The 19,680-nt window shown below is 64.9% G+C and carries 19 protein-coding genes; 8 read left to right on the forward strand and 11 right to left on the reverse strand.

Translation table 11 applies throughout. From position 1 onward, the window contains the following. Positions 1-2 precede the first annotated feature (2 nt). Genes CH283_RS06245 through CH283_RS06255 form a run of 3 tightly spaced genes read right to left on the reverse strand, consistent with a single transcriptional unit; the run spans position 3 to position 2,779 of the window. Positions 3-1,016 (reverse strand): substrate-binding domain-containing protein, encoded by a 1,014-nt coding sequence (locus CH283_RS06245; RefSeq protein WP_068049299.1) that lies wholly within the window; start codon positions 1,014-1,016, stop codon positions 3-5. Then, positions 1,013-1,909 (reverse strand): carbohydrate kinase family protein, encoded by an 897-nt coding sequence (locus tag CH283_RS06250; RefSeq protein WP_068049301.1) that lies wholly within the window; start codon positions 1,907-1,909, stop codon positions 1,013-1,015. The genes CH283_RS06245 and CH283_RS06250 overlap by 4 nt, the downstream gene beginning before the upstream one ends. 3 nt (positions 1,910-1,912) lie before the next feature. Then, positions 1,913-2,779, reverse strand: a complete 867-nt coding sequence (locus CH283_RS06255) for a BtpA/SgcQ family protein (RefSeq protein WP_231893772.1) — start codon at positions 2,777-2,779, stop codon at positions 1,913-1,915. Positions 2,780-2,980: 201 nt separating this feature from the next. On the opposite strand from CH283_RS06255, the gene CH283_RS06260 reads away from it, so the two are divergent. Then, entirely contained in the window at positions 2,981-4,006 is a 1,026-nt protein-coding gene (locus CH283_RS06260; RefSeq protein ID WP_094640621.1) for a LacI family DNA-binding transcriptional regulator, read from the forward strand. Here the strand turns inward: CH283_RS06260 and CH283_RS06265 are convergent. The 3 genes from CH283_RS06265 to CH283_RS06275 are packed head-to-tail and all read right to left on the reverse strand — an operon-like array spanning position 3,967 to position 7,162. Next, entirely contained in the window at positions 3,967-5,049 is a 1,083-nt protein-coding gene (locus CH283_RS06265; protein WP_094640845.1) for a M20/M25/M40 family metallo-hydrolase, read from the reverse strand. The genes CH283_RS06260 and CH283_RS06265 overlap by 40 nt on opposite strands. A gap of 29 nt (positions 5,050-5,078) precedes the next feature. After that, positions 5,079-5,921, reverse strand: a complete 843-nt coding sequence (locus CH283_RS06270) for an alpha/beta fold hydrolase (protein ID WP_176460174.1) — start codon at positions 5,919-5,921, stop codon at positions 5,079-5,081. A gap of 14 nt (positions 5,922-5,935) precedes the next feature. Beyond that, positions 5,936-7,162, reverse strand: coding sequence for an alpha/beta hydrolase family protein (locus CH283_RS06275; protein ID WP_094640623.1), 1,227 nt, complete (start codon positions 7,160-7,162; stop codon positions 5,936-5,938). Between the two features lie 157 nt (positions 7,163-7,319). Here CH283_RS06275 and CH283_RS06280 point away from each other — a divergent pair, with 157 nt between their 5' ends. After that, complete coding sequence (locus CH283_RS06280; protein WP_094640624.1) at positions 7,320-8,075, forward strand: tryptophan-rich sensory protein; 756 nt, start codon at positions 7,320-7,322, stop codon at positions 8,073-8,075. Between the two features lie 12 nt (positions 8,076-8,087). Here CH283_RS06280 and CH283_RS06285 read toward each other — a convergent pair whose 3' ends face one another. Together CH283_RS06285 and CH283_RS06290 are read right to left on the reverse strand one after the other, a co-directional pair. Then, a complete protein-coding gene (locus tag CH283_RS06285) occupies positions 8,088-8,753 on the reverse strand; it encodes a TetR/AcrR family transcriptional regulator (protein ID WP_176460175.1) in 666 nt (221 codons plus the stop codon). A gap of 70 nt (positions 8,754-8,823) precedes the next feature. Then, positions 8,824-10,026 carry an oxidoreductase gene (locus tag CH283_RS06290; protein ID WP_094640626.1) on the reverse strand — a complete coding sequence of 401 codons (1,203 nt, stop codon included), beginning with the start codon at positions 10,024-10,026 and terminating at the stop codon, positions 8,824-8,826. A gap of 140 nt (positions 10,027-10,166) precedes the next feature. Here CH283_RS06290 and CH283_RS06295 point away from each other — a divergent pair, with 140 nt between their 5' ends. Continuing rightward, positions 10,167-10,598 carry a type II toxin-antitoxin system Rv0910 family toxin gene (locus CH283_RS06295; RefSeq protein WP_176460176.1) on the forward strand — a complete coding sequence of 144 codons (432 nt, stop codon included), beginning with the start codon at positions 10,167-10,169 and terminating at the stop codon, positions 10,596-10,598. A 50-nt stretch (positions 10,599-10,648) separates the two neighbouring features. On the opposite strand, the gene CH283_RS06300 is transcribed toward CH283_RS06295, so the two are convergent. From CH283_RS06300 to CH283_RS06310, 3 genes are all read right to left on the reverse strand, one after another. Beyond that, positions 10,649-11,134 (reverse strand): 2-oxo acid dehydrogenase subunit E2, encoded by a 486-nt coding sequence (locus CH283_RS06300; protein WP_094640846.1) that lies wholly within the window; start codon positions 11,132-11,134, stop codon positions 10,649-10,651. Between the two features lie 31 nt (positions 11,135-11,165). Beyond that, complete coding sequence (locus CH283_RS06305; RefSeq protein ID WP_094640628.1) at positions 11,166-13,520, reverse strand: transketolase-like TK C-terminal-containing protein; 2,355 nt, start codon at positions 13,518-13,520, stop codon at positions 11,166-11,168. A gap of 258 nt (positions 13,521-13,778) precedes the next feature. Next, a complete protein-coding gene (locus CH283_RS06310; protein WP_176460177.1) occupies positions 13,779-14,417 on the reverse strand; it encodes a TetR/AcrR family transcriptional regulator in 639 nt (212 codons plus the stop codon). A 118-nt stretch (positions 14,418-14,535) separates the two neighbouring features. Between CH283_RS06310 and CH283_RS06315 the strand changes: the two genes are divergently transcribed. Genes CH283_RS06315 through CH283_RS06335 form a run of 5 tightly spaced genes read left to right on the forward strand, consistent with a single transcriptional unit; the run spans position 14,536 to position 19,680 of the window. Next, on the forward strand, positions 14,536-15,171 hold the full coding sequence (locus tag CH283_RS06315; RefSeq protein WP_094640630.1) for a VOC family protein: 636 nt from the start codon (positions 14,536-14,538) through the stop codon (positions 15,169-15,171). A 41-nt stretch (positions 15,172-15,212) separates the two neighbouring features. Further along, entirely contained in the window at positions 15,213-16,139 is a 927-nt protein-coding gene (locus CH283_RS06320; protein ID WP_094640631.1) for a fumarylacetoacetate hydrolase family protein, read from the forward strand. Further along, positions 16,136-17,929 carry an FAD-dependent oxidoreductase gene (locus tag CH283_RS06325; RefSeq protein WP_094640632.1) on the forward strand — a complete coding sequence of 598 codons (1,794 nt, stop codon included), beginning with the start codon at positions 16,136-16,138 and terminating at the stop codon, positions 17,927-17,929. Before CH283_RS06320 ends, CH283_RS06325 begins: the two co-directional genes overlap by 4 nt. Before the next feature lie 36 nt (positions 17,930-17,965). After that, entirely contained in the window at positions 17,966-18,874 is a 909-nt protein-coding gene (locus tag CH283_RS06330) for an alpha/beta fold hydrolase (RefSeq protein WP_094640633.1), read from the forward strand. Between the two features lie 44 nt (positions 18,875-18,918). Beyond that, on the forward strand, positions 18,919-19,680 hold the full coding sequence (locus CH283_RS06335; RefSeq protein ID WP_094640847.1) for a lysophospholipid acyltransferase family protein: 762 nt from the start codon (positions 18,919-18,921) through the stop codon (positions 19,678-19,680).

Raw genomic sequence — 19,680 nt, forward strand, 5'->3', positions numbered from 1 at the left:
CTCTACTTCTCCAGGTAGTACATGTAGTCGCCGACGTTCGCCGGGGTGACGATCTGCGTCGGGACAGGGATGTCTGCGGGGGCGGTGCGTCCGCAGCCGAGGTCGATGGCGGCATTCATTGCCTCGTAACCGAATTCGAAGGTGTTCTGCTGTACGACGCCTTCCAGCCAGCCGGCCTGGAGCGCGGTGACGGCCTGATCCGACAGGTCCCATCCGACGGCCTTGACCCGGTCCTGTGCGCTCTGACTGTTCACTGCGGCAACGAGACCGATGAGCGCGGGTTCGCCGGTGGCGTAGACGTATTCCATGTCCGGATTACCGGTGAGCAGGTTCTCCGCGGCGGTCTGCGCGTTCTCCTGGATGTTGCGACCGTCGACCACCGTTCCGACGGTCATGCCTGCGGCGGAGACGGTGTCGGTGAAGCCCTTCTGGCGTTCGAGCTGGATGGTGCTGTTGAGCGCGCCGACGATACCGACTGTGCCGGTGTCGTTCGCGAGCTCGGCCAGGGTGTCGCCGATCTGCGCCCCGCCCTCGGCGTTGGCGGTGCCCACCTGGGTGGAGATGGCCGGATCGTCGACGGTGGCGTCGACGGCGACGACGGGGATGCCCGCGGCAGCTGCCTTGGCCACGGACGGCTTGATTCCGTCGGTGTCGATCGCGTCGACGATGATGGCGTCGACTCCGGAGGCGATGAGGTTGTCGAACGCGTTGGCTTGGGTGACGGAATCGTCGTTGCCGCTGATGATCTGGAGATCGACACCGGCCTGATCGGCCACGTTCTGAGCTGCGTTGTTGATCTGGTTGAAGAACAGGGCCTGAAGGTTGATCGTCACCAGCCCGATCTTGAGGGTGCCGTTGTTGCCCTCGCAGGTTTCGGCGACGCGGGTGGGCTCGGGGATCGACGACGCGGCCACGTCGGTCCCACCGGCGGTATCGCTGGGAGCGGCGGAATCGCAGGACGTGAGCGTCAGCGCCACGGCAGCACCGAGAACGAGAGGGAGTGCGCGTTTGATCATGGGATCTCCTGGAGGTCGAATGGTGCGTGCGTGGAGGTGAATTCGGTCAGTTCGGTGAGGCTGGGGCAGCCGCGTGGCCCGGGGGTGGCGCAGGCGAGGGCTGCCGACACTCCCGCGAGACGTGCCGAGTCGGCCGGCGGTGTGCCTGCGTCGACGAAGGCGATGTAGGTACCGCAGAAACAGTCGCCCGCGCCGACGGCGTCGACGATCTCGACGCGCACCGCGGGTTCGGTGACGGTCTCACCCGTAGGCGTGACCAGGGTCCACCCGTGTTCGCCATCGGTGACGACGAGGTGGGTGTCGTACTCGGCGGTCAGCGTCGACCACCGCTCGGCCTCGATGCCGAAGCTGTTCTGCCAGAGACTGCGTCCGACTATCACGTGGTCTGCGAGAGCGAAGGCGCGCAGCGCGGCATCGGCGTCCTCGCAGCCGTCGAGGTCGATTGCGAGGCTGACGTTCGGGGGGAGTTCGGCGGGCAGCATCGCTGCTCGATAGCCGTCGAGGAAGAGTCGGCCGCCGCCCTCGGCGAGGGTGGCGAGCACCGCAGCCAATCGGGTGGCGTCGTTGGCGTCGTCCTGGCTGATGATGGATCGGTCGCCGCCGTCGGCGATGAGAACCACTGCGGTGGAGAGGAATGCGTCACGCGGTGACCAGCTGGTGTCGACGCCGTCGTGTTCGAGTGTGGCGAGGAACTGCGTCGAACGCGGGTCCGGTCCGACGGCTCCGGCGAAGGCGACTCGGGCACCCATGCGGGCGGCGGCGACGGCGGCGTTGGCGGTCATGCCCCCGTCGATGGTGTCGACGGCCGTCGCCTGAACCCGTTCGCCGAGCACCGGCACGTGCGGAACATGCACCGTCACATCGCTGTTGGCGTAGCCGAAGAAGACGATCATGCGCTACTTGCCTGCTGCGCGGGCGACGGCGCGTACCTTGTCGCCGTCCACCCGGCCCCACCAGCGCGCGTTCTCCTTGACCGAGGAGGCGATGATGGCACCGTCGCACTCCTTCATCAGATCGCCCACGTTGCCCGCGGTGATTCCGGAGCCGATGATGACCGGGAGCACGGTGTTGTTCTTGATCACCGACACCTCGTCCACCGAGGCGGCGTCACCGGTGCGGGAGCCGGTGGCGATGAGGACGTCGGCGTCGAAGAACTCGGCGTCCTCGGTCTGCTCGGCGATGGTGCGGTCGGCGACGATGGCGTGCGCACCGTGCTTGACGTGCACGTCGGCGAAGATCTTGACCGGGGTGGCTCCGATGCGATGGCGAAAGCGAGTGGTCTTGGCAGCCTGGCCCTCGATGAAGCCCTCGTTGGCGATGTATGCGTTGGCCCACTGGTTGACGCGGACGAAGCTCGCGCCTGCGGCCCACGCTGCGGCCACGCCGCATTCGCCTGCGTTGGACAGGATGCTGACGCCGACGGCTCGGCCGAATTCTGCGACCACGGCGGCGGTGACGACGCCCATTGTCGCCGCGGTTTCGTAGCCGTGTTCACCGGGCTTGAGGAACGGGATGTCCCAATGGTTCTCGACGATGACCGCGTCGAAGCCGTTGTCGATGTAGGCGTGTGCCTCGGCGACTGCGAAGGCGGCGATCTCGGCGACGGGCTGGCCCTTGTAATGCGGGCTTCCCGGGAGCGCGGGGAGGTGGATGGCCCCGATGAGGGCGGGGGTGGTGGCGACGATGTCGGCGAGCGCCGACGGCTTGGACGGAAATACTCCCAGCGACGGTGTCGGGCTGGCTTCCGGAGGGGGCGTGCTCACGTGGGTGGCTCCTGGGATCGGGGCAATCGAGTCGGGCATGTAATCGATTACCTTGCGTATATGCACCGTAGGGGATCAACACCCGTTCATGTCAAGGAATTCTCGAGTCGTTTATGTAAACGATTGCCTCTATCGTGTTAACCAGACCGGACGGTGTCCACGATTCGCTACCCTCAGGCCACACCAAAGACTAGGAGTCGGATGCGCAAGGCAACGATTCGCGACGTCGCCGAACGTGCGGGCGTCTCGACGGCCACGGTGTCGCGGGCACTGTCGGGTTCTCGGCCGGTCTCGGAGGAGGTCGCCGCGGCCATCCGGCGAGCAGCGGACGAGCTGGGCTACTCCGGCAACATCATCGCCAGCTCGCTGCGTCGCAATCGCACCGACACCATCGGCATGGTGGTTCCGTCCATTGCCAACCCGTTCTTCACGTCGCTCGTCGTCAACGTCGAACACGTGCTCTCGCAGCGTGGACTGCAACTGTTCCTCTGCGATTCGCGCTCGGATCCGGCCGTCGAAGCGCAGCGTCTGCGAAGCCTGGTCTCTCGTCAGGTCGATGGCATCATCATCAGCCCGTGCCATGGTGAACGATCCGCCGACGCCGTCCGAGCCTCGGCTCGCGCGATCCCCGTCGTTCAACTGGACCGATTCGCACTCGACACGCACACCGACTGGGTGGGCGTGGACGACGATGCGGCGCAAGCACTTCTGATGGATCACCTCGCCGCCCAGGGCGCACGCAGCGCCGCGTTCATCAGCTCGGAGCTCACCAACTCCTCCACCGAGCTGCGCCGGGCAGGCTTCTTTCGGCACGCCGCCCGCGTCGGCATCGAGACGCGAGAGGAGTGGACCCAGCTGGGCGACTACTCGATCGACTGGGGACGCGAATCGTCTCGGACGATGCTCAGTTCGGCGTCTCGTCCGGATGCGGTGGTGTGTGCCGACGACCTGATCGCGCTGGGAGTACTGCAGAGCTGCCAGGCGCTGGGGCTCGCCGTACCGTCGGACATCATGGTGACGGGATTCGACGACATTCCGTTCTCCGCCTTGAGCAATCCGCCGATCACCACCATCAGGCAGCCCCAGGAACGGATCGCGGCCGAGGCGACGCGGCTGCTGGATCAGGCGATGAACACCGACCTCACCGGTACCGCGCACATCGCGCTCAAACCTGAACTGGTGGTGCGTCAGTCGACCGTAGGCCAGGCTCGCGTCACCGCGCCGTAGGCGGCGACGGCGGCGTCGAGTTCGGCCAAGGACACGCTCTCGTCGGCCGCGTGCATCAGCGCTGGCGTGCCCGGTCCCCACACCACGATCGGGGCCGACGGGGCCGCGGCGGCCAGGATTGATGCGTCGGTGAAGTAGGTGACCGGCTCTGCTGCAACGGGATTCGGGAGTGCAGAGATCCAGTTGTTGTCCGGCGTGGTGCGCACCCCGGGGAGGTCGATCCGCGCGTCGATACGATCCACTTCCGGCTGATCCCTCCACCAGGCCAGCAGATCCCGGCCATCGCCGACGGTACGGTGGTCGATCACCACGTGGGCCGCGTCGGGCACGATGTTGGGGGCCGAACCTCCGTCGATCACTCCGACGTTGAACGTTTCCGCGCCCAGGAATGCATCCGAGGCGAGCGGCAGTTCGTCTCTTGCGCGAGCCAACACGTCGACGAGTTTGAAGATGGCGCTCTCGCCGCGTTGCGGCGTACTACCGTGTGCGGCAATGCCTGCGGTGAACACGTCTACCCACAGCGCACCGCGATGGCCGAGGTGTACGCGGTTTCCTGTGGCCTCCGGAACCACGACGGCTCCGACGCTGCAGTCGGCGACGGCATGGCGGGCGGCCTGCGCGCCGAGCGATCCGATCTCCTCGTCGCTGGTGAGCAGGAATGCGACCGGGACACCGTTGTCGATGGCGTTGAGCACTGCGGCCGTGGCCGCCACCAGACCGGCCTTCATGTCCGAGGTGCCTCGGCCGCGTAGGACGCCGTCCTCGATGTCGGCGACGAACGGATCGAACTGCCAGTGCTTCAGGTCGCCGGGCGGGACGGTGTCGACGTGACAGGCGAACATCAGCCGCGTCGTCTCGGGAGGTGCCTCGTTGGTTATCAGCATCCACGGGTGCGGACCGTCGGTGTCGCCTTCCACGGTCAGCATCGGAGTGCGCGCTCGAAGCAGCGACAGAACCGTGTTCATGGTCATTCGCTGCGGTGCGGGGTCGCCGGAAACAGTGCTCGTGGTGACGAGTTCAGTGAGAAGGCCGGTGGTGTCCATGGTGCAGTATGCCTCCGGTTGTGGAGCGGTCACGTGCCGCTGAGGGCGATCGACCGCAACACTGCTGCGGCGGCCGCATCCGATGCCTGTGTCGGAATCCAGTGCGACACATCGGCTAATACGGTCAAGGTGTATGTCGCGTCGACGTAGCGCTGTGCATTGTCGACGGCGGATCGTCCGATGAAGGTGTCTCCGTCACTCCAGACCATCGACGTCGGCACGGTGATGCGTAGACGGCCGATGCCCGGGTTCGAGAACGGCAGTCCGCGATACCAGGTAATGGCGAAGGGGAGTGCGCCGTAGTCGACGATCTCCGTCTTCGTTCGTTCGAGGTCGCCTTCGGTCATTCCGCTTCGTTCGTACCACTTCTCGGCCCGTGCGCCGGGACGCATCATCCATTTCTCGGGCAGTAGCGGCAGTTGGAAGAACGCGAAGTACCAGGAGTGCATAATTTGCTTCGAGGTGAGCATCGCAGTCATGAACGAGCCGGGGTGCGGAACCGAGAACGCCGTCAGTGACGCAACGAGTTGAGGGTGTCGGCCTGCGGTGACCCAGGCGATGTTCGCTCCCCAATCGTGTCCGACCAGATGAACGGGTTGGCCGATCACCTCGATCAGGGCGGCGACATCGCCGACCAACGCTCCGATGCGATAGTCCCGTCGCCGCTTCGGCCGGGCCCGCGGTGAGTACCCACGCTGATCCGGTGCAACAGTGCGGAATCCGTGCTCGTTCAGAACTGCCATCACCGCGGACCACGACGATGCCCGCTCGGGAAATCCGTGCAGTAGCAACACGATCGGGCCGTCGAGCGGCCCTTGGTCGAGGACGTCGAACACCAATCCATCATGGGTGTACTCGGTGATTCTCTCCATCGCGGAGCCGCTCGTCAGCACGTGCTGGGCACGGATTGGCCTGCGAACACGGCAGCCAGGAACTGCATGGCGGCCTCGTCGCTGACGTCGTGGCCCTGCTCGGGCTGCTCCTGCGCGACGATCGGATCGCCCAGAGCGCACGCCCTTTCGACGCCGTCGGCGGTCCACTGCGGCAGCACGATGTCGTCCTTCGCGCCGTAGGCCACGAACATCGGCACCTCGGTTCGCACCTGAGGGAGTGTGTAGCGGCCGATCACGTCGAGCAGCTGTTGCTCGGATTGCGCTGAGTCGGCGGCGAACTCGTCCGGAGCCATTGCCTCGACTGCTCGCTCCTTGCCGTCCGTGTCTCCGCCCGAGCAGGTGAGCAGCAGCTCGTTGTTGGCCTCCGCGACGCTGCCGCTGTAGTCCATCGGATCGATCGTCGGGTCGACTTGCTGTGCGCCGTAGAGCAGGTACGGCAGAAGCTCCTTCTGCGGTCTGGTGAGGTTTCCGTCCGTTGCCGCCTGCACCAGGGGCGTCAGGTCCGTCGGCGGCGACAGCGACACCGATCCCACCAGGTCGAGGCCCTGACCGTAGGTGGCGGCGAGTTCGTTTGCAGCCCAGGCTGCTTGGCCGCCCTGTGACAACCCGACAGCGGCCCAGCGGGTGGACATGTCCGGCAGCGCGCTCTGGGCGGCGCGGGCCGCGTCGATCATGTTGTGCCCCGAGGTGCGCGGTTCCAGGTACGGGTGGGTGCCGCCGCCGGTGCCCAGGCCCTGGTAATCGGGCAGCACGGTGACGTATCCGAGTTCGGTGAAGTCCTGCACAGCGAATTGGTAGCCGAGTAGATCGGGATACAGCGTGGGTCCGCAGTCGGCCTGAATTCCTGTGGTGCCGTGCCCGTAGACGACGGTCGGCCAACCACCTTCGGGTGGCGTGCCTGCCGGAACGGCTGCCACACCCGAGACCGCCGTGGGGGAATTGTCGACACCCGACGTGGACTCGTAGACGAATCGGTACAGTGTGGCTCCGGTGGCGGAGAGCTCTGTCGATCGATCGCCGAAGTCCTCGGAATCGAGAACGGTGCCCGGCACTCCCGTGAGGTCGTACTGCGGGGCCGGTGCAGTCGTCGTCTCGGCGGGCGTGATCGAGGGCGCGGTTACAGGCTCGGGTGTGGAGTTGCACCCGACGAGCGCGCAGGTGGACGCCGCGAGAACGGCTCCGACGCGTCGAGCTCGATTCGGACCACTGATGGCATTCACTCCCGCGTGTCTACCAGACCGCGGCGGGAATCGGCAGGCTCAACTGCCAGTGGGCGTCCAGTGGACGTCGTCGACCAGGTCGTGAATGGTGGCCGATTCGGGCAAACAACCCGGCAGCGGTGTTTGCGACCATCGTATTCAGGGGATCAGTGCTGCTATGAAAACAGTGGTCGTCGTCAGTGCGGTCGTGGCAGTCGTGGTGTCGTTTGTGGGGTCCGGTGCGTGGATCGGAACGCCGATTGCCGAGGCGGCAGGTGGGGCGCTGAGTGCCACGTCGACGCTGGTGGCACCCGCAGGCCCGGCGTTCTCGATCTGGTCGGTGATCTACACCGGGCTCATCGCCTACGCCGTATGGCAGTTCCTACCCGGCCGCACCGCACGTCACGACGCGCTGCGTGCACCGATCGTCGCGTCGATGTTGCTCAATCCCGCGTGGATTCTCGTGATCCAGTTCGGCCAGGTGTGGCTGAGCGTGATCGTCATCGTCGCCTTGCTGGTGGTACTCGTCCGCGTGTTCGTGCTGATGCAGCAGCATCGACCGGAGGGTGTGGCAGACGCGGTGATCACCGACGGCACGATGGGCATCTACCTCGGGTGGGTGTGTGTGGCGACGATCGCGAACGTCTCCGCGTGGCTGGTGAGTCTCGGATTGACCAGTGGCGCAACGGTATGGGCGGTCATCGTGCTCGTGGTGGCTGCCGGTGTCGGGGTTTTTCTGGCCCAGTTCTCCGGTGGTGCGGTCGCACCGATGTTGGCGATCGTCTGGGGACTGGGATGGTTGGCGCAGGGCCGCTTCTCCGGTGAGGTGGTCGATACGACTGTCGCTTGGGCAGCCGTTCTCGCCGCAGCGGTGGTCGCGATTGCCACGGTAGGAATACGGGTCCGTGGACGAAGGACCGTCTCGGTGGTGTGATTCCTCCTCGATTTAGTCCGATCCTCGGAGCAATGCGACAGCACCGTCGATGCTCAGCGTGGGATCGAGAACCGGCGCGGTGCTCAGGCACGCAACGATGAGGTGCACCAGCCACTCGACCATCTGCTCGACGTCGATGCGCGTGTCCTCTTCCAGCCATCGGGCCGTTGCACCGTCGATTGCCGCGACGATGCTTCGTCCGACCAGCCTGACGCCGGCGTTCTCCGGGTCCAGCCCGAGCCGTGTGGCCGACGCTTCCAGCACTGCGGTGCGAGCATCTTCGAATACTTCCCAGGCTTCTGGATCGGCACCTCTGCCGCCCAACACCATTCGGAGCGCCAGACCGCGGTGCACGCGCAGGTACTCGAGATGGCTGGTCAGAGCAGCCCGTATCTGCACGTCGGGTGTCGAATCGGGAATGTCGGCGAACGCCTGCGACATCGCCGCGGCAGTGGCCCGCATCGACTCGAGGTAGATGCCTCGCTTGTTGCCGAAGTAGTGGAACAGCAAGCCGTGGGCCACATCCGCCGACTCGACGATGTCCGCCACGCCCACTTTGTCGTAGTCGGTTTCCGCGAACAGTGCGACCGCCGCGTCGATCATGCGCTGACGGGTTTCTGCGGCTCGAGCGCTTGCCCGGGTGGCCCGGGCAACCGGCTGGGTGGATCGATTCGGCACCTCGAGTCCCCTCTGTCTCGGCCTCCCCGCTCGGCTGCTGCCCACGGTTCGACACAAGACTAGGTCCTCGTCAGATGATCGGCGTGATGTGGTCATGAAGTTCGAAGCCGAGGAGTGCCTTGCCGTAGGTTTCTATCGACACTCGCGGGAGCATGACGGCGTGGCGGGCACCGACGTTGGAGTCGCGCCAAATGCGCTGCAGTGCATTGACATCGGCGAAGGCTCCGGCTCCGGTGGCATCCACGAGGATGTTGAGTGCCTCGTTGATGCTCTTCAGTGCAACGGCTGCGTCGCCGCGGACGCGAGCGCGCGAGAGGAGGTCCGGATACTCGCCGGCTTCGGCCCACCGCATGACGTCCTCCGCCGCGCGGTACGCATGCAGGTGCGCGGTGTCGACCTTCAGTGCGGCTTCGGCGAGCATCATCTGGAAGGCCACCGAGTCGGCCTGCCGGTCGAACACCGTGTAGGCCAACGCTTTCTGGGACGCCTTCGTTCGGACGAGTTCTACTGCGGCACGGCCCATTCCGAGCTGCGGTCCGACGAGAACCATGACGAGCATGGGGCCGAAGGCCGAGCGAGCGAACGCGGAGTCGGTACGTTCTGCCACGTTGGCACCGCTGAATGCCGGAATCATCGAGAGCATGCGGTGTTCGGGTACGAACACGTCTTCTGCAACGACGGTGTTGCTGCCGGAGGCGCGCATGCCGGCTACGTACCAGGTGTCGTCGACGCGGTAGTCCGAGCGAGGCAGCAATGCCATTCCCTGGTCGAGCATGTCGCCGTCTTCGTCGTTGATGATGATTCCGCCGGTGAACCACTCCGAGTGCAGGCTGGCCGAGGCGTAGGGCCACGTGCCCGTGAGACGGTAGCCGCCCTCGACCTTGCGGGCGGTGCCGCCGGGGGTGACGACGCCGGCAATGACGGCGTCCGGCCCGTTCGCGAAGATCTCGGCCTGTGCCTGATCGCTGTAAAGGTTTGCGGCCCAGTTGTTGACGTTGGACAGGGTGGTGACCCAGGAGGCACCCGCGTCGCCTTCGGCGATGATGGCCGAGACGTCGAGCATGGTGCGCAGATCGGTTTCGAGTCCGCCGAACTTCGCCGGTGCTGCGATTCGGAATGCGCCCGCGCGGCGGAGGGCGTCGACGGTGTCCTCGGAGAGGCGTCGTGCCTTCTCGTTCTCGGCGGCTCCGGCCTTCAGGTCGGGCACGAGAGCTCGGAGATTGGCAATCACATCGGTTGCGGTCGCAACGGTCGGTACTTCGGTCGTCGTCATGGCGTCGCTTTCGGTTCGGCCCCGTACCTGTGAGGCGTGTCTCACGAAAGTAGGCCTGCGTTGACTTCATGTCAATATTGACTTCGTGTCAGTCGTATGGCGTAGTTGTGGGAACACCGTTGTCGAACGAAGGAACCCGGATGCTGAACATCGCCATGACGCAGGAGCTTTCCGCCCCTCAGGACGAGGTGTGGTCAACTCTGTCCGACGTCAGCACCTTCGAGAAGTGGCATGCCTTGCACGAGGAGTGGGTGCAGACGCCCCCGAGGGACCTCGAGGTCGGGTCGACGATGGTCGAGAAGATCAAGATCGCCAGCATCACCGACACCATCGAGTTCCAGGTCGAAAGTCTGCGTGCGCCGGAGGAATTGGTTTTGGTGGGAGCCGGATCCACCGGATCGATGATTCGGCTGACGATGAACTGCGCCGCCCGCGGCAGCGGATCAGCCGTCACGCTCGAGTTGGAGGTGACCAGTCCGCTGTTGTTCGGAGTGGTGGGCAAGGCGCTGCAGGGCACGTTCAGGAAGAAACTCACGGCCACCCTGAACGGACTCGCGGAGTACCTGGCGTGAAACGCCGACTGCCCCGCTCTTGCGGGCGGGGCGATCGTGGGGTGCAAGTTTCAGTCGAGAAGATCTGCGGCGTAGCCACTTTCGAGTCTGCGCTTGACGTCACCGAGGTAGCGGGCGGCATCGGCACCGTCGACGATGCGGTGGTCGTACGACAGTGAGAGGTACACGGTCGGAACGGTGGTGACGTCGGCATCGAGCGAGGAATTGACGACGGGATTGTCCGCCAACGCCTCCACCGCAGCTTTGACGAAGAACGGCAGATACGACAGTTTGTTCCCGGTTCGGTGCAGGAACGAGTCCTTGTTCTCGCGCTTGACCCGAGCAATCGCGGAGACCTCGGCTTCCACGACCGTCGTCAATTGCGCTGCCGTGTGCAGGGATTGAACCATTCGGGTGGCGATGGTTCGTCTGATTCGGGGCAGCTTCTCGATCCGGTCGGCCGTGGGTGCGGCGACCTCCGGCTCCTGATCGGCGGAAGTGACGTTCTCACCGAGCGAGGGCATCGCAACGGTGTCGGTGGTGACGGTCGCTGTCATGTCTGCTTTCGTGTGCTCGATGGGGCGGGTGTCAGTGATCGGTGACGTCGAGTGCGGCACCGACGATGGAGTCGGTATCGATCTTGTGGTGCTTGTACACCTCGTCGAGTGATCCGACCTGCCCGAAGTTGCTCACGCCCAACGATGTCGAGGCCACTCGGTTGACGGTGGCGAGGAACGCCAGAGTGTGCGGGTGGCCGTCGAGCACGGTAACCATGGGCGTCGCCCGATCGGCGGGCAGGAGTTGATCGAGAATCCACGATTCACCGACACCGCGTCCTTGCCTGGCTTGCAGCGCGCGGTAGAGCTCGCCGGGACTGGTGATGCACAGAATGTCTGCGATCACGCCGACCTTGCTCAATCGCTCGGCGGCCTCGAGTGCCTCGGTGATCACTGCTCCCATCGCCGCGATGGTCACCGTCGCACCGTCCCGACGCACCAGTGGGTATCCGCCGGCCACGACCTGGCGTCGGCGACGTTCTCGTGCCGCCGGGTCGGTGGGGACGTCGGCCTTCGACTGGTCGACGGGTCGCGTCGACAACCGTAGGTAGGCCGAGGTTCCGTCGGGCCGGCCCAGCCGCGCGATGCTGGCGAGCAGGGTCCATTCGACGTCGATGGCGAATGCGGGTTCGTAGCTGATGCAGCCGGGTTGTTCGAGACCGATCGATGGTGTCTTGATCGATTGGTGCGCACCACCTTCCGCAGCCAGTGTGACTCCGGACGGAGTACCGACGAGGATCGATTGACCGCCGGCGTAGATGCCGTACGACCACGGTTCGAGGGCGCGTTCGACGAACGGGTCGTACATGACGCCGATCGGGAACAGTGGCTGTCCCCATCGGCTCCACGTGGCACCGAGTTCGCCCATCAGTCCCACGAGGTTGGTCTCGGCGATGCCGAGTTCCATGTGCTGACCGGATGGTCCTTCGCGCCAGTGCATGATCGTCTCGGCGTCGTCACCGAACCAGTCGTGCCGATCGGACGAGGACCACACACCGACTTTGTTGACCCAGCCGCCGAGGTTGGTGGTGGAGCTGACGTCGGGGCTCACTGTCACAACCCTTTTCGCTGCTTCCGGGGCCTCGCGAGTGAGGTCGATCAGCGTGCGGCCGAGGGCAGCCTGAGTGGTGGCAGTGCCCTTCGGTGTGCGCCCGATGTCGGTGGGAACGGCAGGGGGAGTCGACGCCGGAACCGGTTCGCGGCGCAGCCGTTTTGCGGTGGCGGCGCACAGTCGCCCGGCCGCACTGTCGTCGTCGAAGCGACCCCACGGCGCAGCGGGATTCAGGTCGAGGCTACGAGCGAGCTCCGCGTACTCGTCGACGGTCAACAGTGAGGAGTGGTTCTGAGGGTGCCCCTGAGTGGGCAGTCCGAAGCCCTTGACCGTGTACGCGACGATCACGGTGGGCCGGGTGTCGTCGATGCGAGAGTAGGCCTCGCGCAACGCATCCAGATCGTGTCCGCCGAGGTTGCGAATCGACTCGGTCAGCAGTGTGTCGTCGAGATCGGCGATCAGTTCGGCGATCGCTGCGGCGTCGGGTCCGGATCCTGGAAGGCGGGTGCGCACCTCGTCGGCGCTGCAGCGCAGCAAGCGCTGATACTCGGGGTTCGGCATGTCCAGAATTCGGGTGCGGAGTGCGTCGCCGCCCGGCTTGGCGAAGAGGTCTTCGAGCAATCGGCCGAACTTGACGGTGATGACCTGCCAGCCGGCAGCGTCGAACATCTTCTCGAGCCGCCGCGCCGCGATGTTGGGGACCACTCGGTCCAGCGACTGGCGGTTCAGGTCGACGATCCACACGATCTCGCCGAGCTCGGTGATGCCCGGGTCGATGACGGCTTCCCAGACTGCGCCTTCGTCGAGTTCTGCGTCACCGACCAGTGAGTACTGTCGTCCGCTGAATCCCGATGTCCTGGGGGCGGAGTCGTCGGTGCCGAACCGGCCCTCGACGAAGCGTCGGGACATGGCACCCCAGATCGGGGCCGTGGCACCGATGCCGACCGATCCGGTGGAGTAGTCGACGGTGTCGGGGTCCTTGGCCCGGGACGGGTAGGACTGCAGTCCGCCGTACGAGCGGAGAGTCGTCAGGTACTCCTCGTCCAACTCGCCCAGAAGGTAGTTGATCGCGTGCAGCACCGGCGAGGCGTGGGGTTTGACCGACACACGGTCGCCGGGCTGCAGCTGCTCGAACCACAGCGAGGTCATGATCGAGACCATCGACGCGCAGGACGCCTGGTGGCCGCCGACCTTCAACCCTGTCGGGTTGGGCCGAATTCGATTGGCATGGTGAATCATCGACGTCGACAACCACAGCACCCGCAGAGCGATGTCGTGCAGGTCTTCGCCGTCACCGGCAGACGAACGGCGGTCGGCGGGGCTGATGCTGGTCATGACAGAGGGCTCCTGAGTCGACGGTGAAGAACGTCCTGATGCCGGCCGAGGCCGAGAGGGTGAATGAGAACGCGGACGACGCGGGACCGAGTGTGGTCCGGTGGCCCGGGCAGGCGTTCGGGTCGCGAATCGCCGAGAGAGTGCAACTGAGCTGCGATGGGGGACAGTGGACCAGGCGTCTACCCAGCTGCGCAAGTGTTGCCGTTCGAATGGTGCAGATTGCTCAATTCGAGTCCTGTGAGGGGCTCGACCTTGGTCCTACTGATCCCGATTACCCGTCTCCGGAGGCGAGTGTGTTGCCGCCACGACAGCCTCGAAGGTGTCGACGATCAATTCGACCACCGCATCGAGTTCGAGATCGGGGGTGTCGAAATACGCGTCGGCCGTTCTATCGAGAAAGCCGGTCCACCCGGAGATGGCGGCACTCTGCAACGCAGACAGGGGTTCCGAGAGCTCGGCGAGGGCCGCGACCTGCTGAGCGCCCTCCGCGCGGGCCTTCCGGACGGCGTCTTCGACGACGGAATCGCCCAGTTCTCCCTCGCGGATCACCCGCACGTAGAGGGCGCGGTGGCGTTCGAGGAACTCGATGTGTCGGCGCACGAAACCTTCCACGCGAGCCCGCACGGACTGCTCGCCGGCCTCGGGTTCCTGGAATTCGGCCAGGTTCGCCAGGACGTCGGCCAGCGCTGCCGCGACGAGGCCCTGTTTGTCGGTGAAGTAGTAGAACAGCAGCCCGTGGGCCACTCCTGCGCGACGCGATATGGCCGCTGCGCTGATATCGGCGCTGTTTCCCTCGGCCAGTAGCTCGATCGCGGCGTCGATCAGGGCTTGGCGACGGTCTTTCCGAGGGCGGGCACGGTGGGACCGCTCGGCTCCGGGAGGCGGGTTGGTCGACACCGATCCGACATTAGCGCACCACACGCGGACCCTCCTGACCGTCGTTCAAATTCTTGACCAGTAGTCAAAGTGGACGTAGCGTCGGTCACATACAAGTGACCCGAAGAAAGGTCGTTCGATGAGTACGACGCAGGATGCAGGGAGTCGGAAAACGCCCAGGGTGGCGCCCGATCTCATCGCCCACTGGGTGGTCAAGTCCGCTCGCACCGAGGAGATGGTGCGGTGGTACGGAGCGGTGTTCGGTGCCGAGATCGTCTATCAGGACGAGGGAATCACGTTCCTGACCTGGGACGACGAGTCGCACCGGTTGGCGATCATCGCAGTGCCGAAGCCCGTCAGGTTCCTGTTCCCGTTCGCCAAGTTCAGGCGCAAGGCCTACGGAATCGACCACATCGCGCTGACGTTCCACTCCCTCGAGCGGCTGCTGGAGAACTATGTGCGACTCAAGCGAATGGACATCCTCCCCGTCTGGTCGATCAATCACGGGCCGACGATCTCGCTCTACTACGAGGATCCCGACGGGGTGCGGCTCGAGTTCCAGGTCGAGAACTTCGACGCCGAGAACACCGCGGCATTCTTCTTCACCGAGGAGTTCGCCAAGAACCCCATCGGCGTCAACATCGACCCCGATTACCTGCTCAGTCAGCTGCGCAACGGCGTGCCCCACGAGGAGCTTCGCCGACGCGAGGCCGGAACTCGGCCCGGGCGTCCGGTCGTCGCGAACAAGAAGACCATCACGCCGAAAACTCTGTGACACAACAAGCTGCTGATCCAACGAGGGGGAGGAAGAATCACATGTCTGTCAACGTAGTTCGAACAGTCGACGGTTGGTGGCGTCTCGACGGCGACCGTGCAATCCGTATCGACACCGAGGCCCAGACCACCCGCGAACTTCTCGCCGACCGCGGTGCCATCACGGGTGCGTCGGGTGCGGGTACGAGTGTCGGCGAGCTCGAGCTCGTCTCTCCGATCACCACGCCGTGCCGGGTGGTGGCGCAGCTGCTCAACTATCGATCCCACGCGATCGATGCCGGCTCCGACCCGAACACGTTGCAGCCGACGTTCTTTCGTAAGTCCTCGGCGTCGGTCTCCGGCCCGTTCGATCCCATTCGTCAACCGGCCGAGGTAGCGCTGCTGGATTACGAGATCGAACTCGGAATCGTCGTCGGTGCCGAGATCCCGATCGGTACGACGGTCACCGACGACAACCTTTCGGACTACGTGGCCGGTGTGGTCGTGGCCAACGATGTATCCGCTCGTGAGATCCAGCTGACGAAAGTCCAGGTCTACGAGAGCAAGTCGTATCCCACGTTCACCCCGCTCGGCCCGAGGTTGGTGTTGCTCGACAACGACGAGCTTCGCCGCATCCCCGAGTTGCACATGACGCTGGCCGTCAACGGCGAGACCCGCCAGGACCAGACGATCGGCAACGACCTCATCACTCCGCCGGCCGAGGCGCTCACCAGGTTGGCCCGTTTTCAGAACATGACCGCCGGTGACGTCCTCCTCACCGGAACTCCCATCGGGACAGCCATTTCCGCGCCGCCGAGGGTGGTGCAGAAGATCGGTGAGCTGATTCCACCGGCTCTGAAGTGGAAGTTCTTCTTCGCCCGGCAGGCGAAGAATCCGAAGTATCTCTCGGTGGACGACGTGATCACCGCCGGTATCAAGACCACCGATGGGACCATCGATCTGGGAACTCAGGAGACGGTGGTCCGATGACTGCGCCGATCGTCGTGGTCGGGGCGGGACCGGCCGGCTGTACCGCCGCATTGCTGTTGGCACGTAGAGGGATTCGCAGCGTCGTGCTCGAGCGACGAGGTGCGCCGCTGTTCCATCCTGCCGCGCACGTGATCAATGCTCGTACCCTCGAGATCTGGAACGAGTACAGCCCGGAGCTGGCCCGCTCCATCGCTGCGATGTCGCCACCGCACGAGACGGTCAATCTGATCAGCTGGTACGGCGATCTCGCGGACGAGGCCATCGGTTCGATCGACCTGCTCTCGGACCCCGAGCGCAAGGCCATCGTCGAGAGCCAGAGCCCGTTCCTGGTCTCGCACATCGGTCAGCATCTGCTGATGCCTGCCCTGTGGGATGCGCTCGACGCCGAACCGTTGGTCGAGTTCAGGCGCGGTTGCGCTGTCGAGTCCGTCGAATCCGACTCGTCCAGCGCTCGTGTTCGTGGGCGTTGTGCGAGTGGCATCACCGATATCGAGGCCCAGTACGTGCTCGCGTGCGACGGTGCCAACAGTGCGACCAGGGACGGTACCGGGGTCGGTCTGACCGGACCGGTGCTGGCAAACATGGGAAGCGCCTTCTTCACCTCGAAGACGCTCTTCCCCGACGAAGCTCGGCCGCTGCTCAGTTGGATCTACACGCCCGAGCTGTGCGGCGTGATGATCGCGCACGCCGACCATCGATACATTCTGATGACCGCCTACCTGCACCCCGAGCAGGAGATCGCCAAGGACAGTCGAGCGTTCTGGTTGCGCACACTGCCGAAGGTGTTGGGCGATCACGAGTTCGATCTGGAATCGACCGGAACCTGGGTGATGACCTCGCAGACCGCCGATGCGTTTCGACAAGGCCGGTTGCTCCTGCTCGGCGATGCAGCGCACCGGTTTCCGCACACCGGCGGTTTCGGCCTGAACTCGGGTGTTCAGGACGCCCACAATCTGGCATGGAAGCTCGACGCGGTGCTGTCGGGCGACGCCTCCGATTCCCTGTTGGACACCTACGAGACGGAACGCCGCCCGGTGGTGGAGAAGTTCGCCGAACAGAGTGTGGCGAACCATTTCCGGATGGACGACATCGGCAAGAGAGTGGGCATCACCAACAAGATGTTGGCGAAGGCGACACAGGCGATGGGACGTCCACCGCTGAACAAGATTCCAGGAAAGTTGATCGCGCCGCTGGCGGCGGGGGCGACACGGCGGCAGATGGCGCGCTCGCAGAAGGTGAACCCCGGCGCGCCCGGTTCGGCTCGGCTTCGCCGCGAGATCGCCGAAGCGATTCCGGGTCAGGTGGAGCATTTCGTCTCGATCGGCTTGCAGTTCGGCTATCTCTACGCCGGTCCGTTGATCGCACAGGATCCTGCGGCCAAGCCTGCCGAAGACGTGGTGGATTACCTGCCCACCACCTACCCGGGTGCCCGCCTCCCGCACGCGGTCCTGTCGGTGAACGGCACGTCGGTGGATGCGCACGACACTCTGGACCGAAACAAGTTGACGCTGCTGACATTTGCCGGTCCTGAGTGGGATCCGGTGGTGTCCGAGCTCGACGCAGGCGGCCCAGGGGTGGTCATGGTTGCGGCCGACGCGCTGTCGGGCAACGATCGTGACCGGTTGATCGACCTGTACGAGGTAGGTACTTCCGGGGCGGTACTGGTGCGACCCGACGGGCATGTTGCCTGGCGTACAACAGGTTCGGCGAGCGAGGCCGGAACGGCGCTGGCCGATTTCCTCGAGACACGGTGGCGCAGCGTGTACGACGTCGCACGGTCCCGGATCTGACTGTTTGCGCAGCGTCGCACGAGAGATAGAGAGACAATGCCCAATCCCGACCGGGTACGTTGGCAGAGCATCGATTGGCAGGGCTCGACACGAGACGTTCTCGTGGAGGGCAAACGAATTCGCTTGGTCGATCTGAACCCGAGCGGCAGCGGCGAGGTGGTGATCTTCCTCCACGGGATCGCGGCGAGCTGGCGTTGGTTCGTCGAGATCCTGCCGGAAGTGGCGCGGACGCATCGGGCGATCGCAGTCGATCTTCCGGGCTTCGGCGACTCGCAATTCTCGCGTGCCGGTGTCAGTTTCGAGGGCATGGCGCGTGCGGTGGCGGCGGTGTGCGATGCGCTCGAGGTACCGAGAGCGACCGTCGTCGGGCATTCGATGGGCTCCATCGTGGCCACCCGCCTGGCGATCGAACGGCCCGATCTGGTCGAGCGACTCGTCATCACCGGTGGACCCATTCTGTCGCTCACCGGCCTGGCGAGAAGCCCGGTCAAGACCTTTCGCAACCAACCACGCTCGGTGGCAACGCTTCTGATGGAATTGGTCACGATCGGTATGCCGCTTCCTGCACGCCTTGCCCGCAGAGTTGCGCATTCGCCCACTGCGCTGTCTTTGGTGCTCGGGCCGTTCGTGGAGGCACCGCGACAGCTGGATCCGCAGGTGATGGAACAGGTCATGGCCAAACTGGGCGCAACCGGGTCGTTCCCTTCCCTGCTGTCGACTGTCGCGAGCGACCCCAGCGCCGATCTGCACCGCATCACGTGTCCGACGCGGATCATCAGGGGACCGGGAGACCCCCTGTCTCCGCCGTCCGACGTCGAGCGGTTCCTGAAGGCGGTTCCCGCTGCCTCGTCGGTCGATATCGAGGGAACAGGTCACTGGCCCCACATCGAGATGCCCGACCGGTTCCTCGAAGAACTCGAGCGATTTCTGAACGACCGGACGTGATGGATCCCGATACGGATGCGGGCGGTCCCCGATACAGTGCGCGCATGCACAAAGTACCTCGCGCGATTCGGGCCATGGGCATCAATGCGGTCCGTCTGTACAACCGCCTCGAAGTGTCCGTGGCGCAACCGGTTCCCGACGAGCCCGTGCTGTTCGTGTGCAATCACGGATTCGGCGGAGTGATCGATCTGAACGTCTTCGCGTTCTCGGCTGCGTACGACGATCTGAAGCTGTCCAGGGAGATCATCGCGTTGACGCACCAGATCGCGTGGACTCTGCGTGCAGGGAAATTGCTCGAGCCCTTCGGCGCGCGGCCGGCCGCGCGAGAGAACGCTCTCGACGCATTCGAGCAGGGACACAATGTTCTGGTCTTTCCCGGCGGCGACCTCGATGCACTGAAGTCGTGGCGGCACCGAAACGAAATCGTCTTCGCCGGACGCAGTGGTTACGCGCGTCTCGCGATGGAAGCCGGGGTGCCGATAGTTCCGGTCGTGACCGCGGGCGCGGGTGAGTCACTCCTCGTGCTCAGCAGCGGTCGTCGTATCGCCAAGGCGCTCCGATTGAACAAGACGGCATTTCGCGTCAAGACGCTGCCGCTGTCGGTATCCATTCCCTGGGGCGTGAATTTCGGGGTTGTCGGGTTGCTTCCGTATCTCCCGCTACCGACGAAGCTGCAGACGTCGGTTCTCGCGCCGATGCGTCCCGAGCCCGACGAGTCCGCAGAGGACTTCGCACATCGCGTTCACTCTGCGATGCAGGCTGAACTCGACGAATTGACGAAGGATCGCCTGCCGGTGATCGGCTGA

Origin of the sequence: Rhodococcus sp. 05-2254-2 (genome assembly GCF_002259095.1) — a bacterium.
Classification (GTDB): Bacteria; Actinomycetota; Actinomycetes; order Mycobacteriales; family Mycobacteriaceae; genus Rhodococcoides.

Bases quoted from the DNA above. Each gene is read 5' to 3' on its own strand.
- CH283_RS06245 (WP_068049299.1), bottom strand. From the start codon at position 1,016: ATGATCAAACGCGCACTCCCTCTCGTTCTCGGTGCTGCCGTGGCGCTG.
- CH283_RS06250 (WP_068049301.1), bottom strand. From the start codon at position 1,909: ATGATCGTCTTCTTCGGCTACGCCAACAGCGATGTGACGGTGCATGTT.
- CH283_RS06260 (WP_094640621.1), top strand. From the start codon at position 2,981: ATGCGCAAGGCAACGATTCGCGACGTCGCCGAACGTGCGGGCGTCTCG.
- CH283_RS06265 (WP_094640845.1), bottom strand. From the start codon at position 5,049: ATGGACACCACCGGCCTTCTCACTGAACTCGTCACCACGAGCACTGTT.
- CH283_RS06270 (WP_176460174.1), bottom strand. From the start codon at position 5,921: ATGGAGAGAATCACCGAGTACACCCATGATGGATTGGTGTTCGACGTC.
- CH283_RS06280 (WP_094640624.1), top strand. From the start codon at position 7,320: ATGAAAACAGTGGTCGTCGTCAGTGCGGTCGTGGCAGTCGTGGTGTCG.
- CH283_RS06290 (WP_094640626.1), bottom strand. From the start codon at position 10,026: ATGACGACGACCGAAGTACCGACCGTTGCGACCGCAACCGATGTGATT.
- CH283_RS06295 (WP_176460176.1), top strand. From the start codon at position 10,167: ATGCTGAACATCGCCATGACGCAGGAGCTTTCCGCCCCTCAGGACGAG.
- CH283_RS06300 (WP_094640846.1), bottom strand. From the start codon at position 11,134: ATGACAGCGACCGTCACCACCGACACCGTTGCGATGCCCTCGCTCGGT.
- CH283_RS06305 (WP_094640628.1), bottom strand. From the start codon at position 13,520: ATGACCAGCATCAGCCCCGCCGACCGCCGTTCGTCTGCCGGTGACGGC.
- CH283_RS06315 (WP_094640630.1), top strand. From the start codon at position 14,536: ATGAGTACGACGCAGGATGCAGGGAGTCGGAAAACGCCCAGGGTGGCG.
- CH283_RS06320 (WP_094640631.1), top strand. From the start codon at position 15,213: ATGTCTGTCAACGTAGTTCGAACAGTCGACGGTTGGTGGCGTCTCGAC.
- CH283_RS06325 (WP_094640632.1), top strand. From the start codon at position 16,136: ATGACTGCGCCGATCGTCGTGGTCGGGGCGGGACCGGCCGGCTGTACC.
- CH283_RS06330 (WP_094640633.1), top strand. From the start codon at position 17,966: ATGCCCAATCCCGACCGGGTACGTTGGCAGAGCATCGATTGGCAGGGC.
- CH283_RS06335 (WP_094640847.1), top strand. From the start codon at position 18,919: ATGCACAAAGTACCTCGCGCGATTCGGGCCATGGGCATCAATGCGGTC.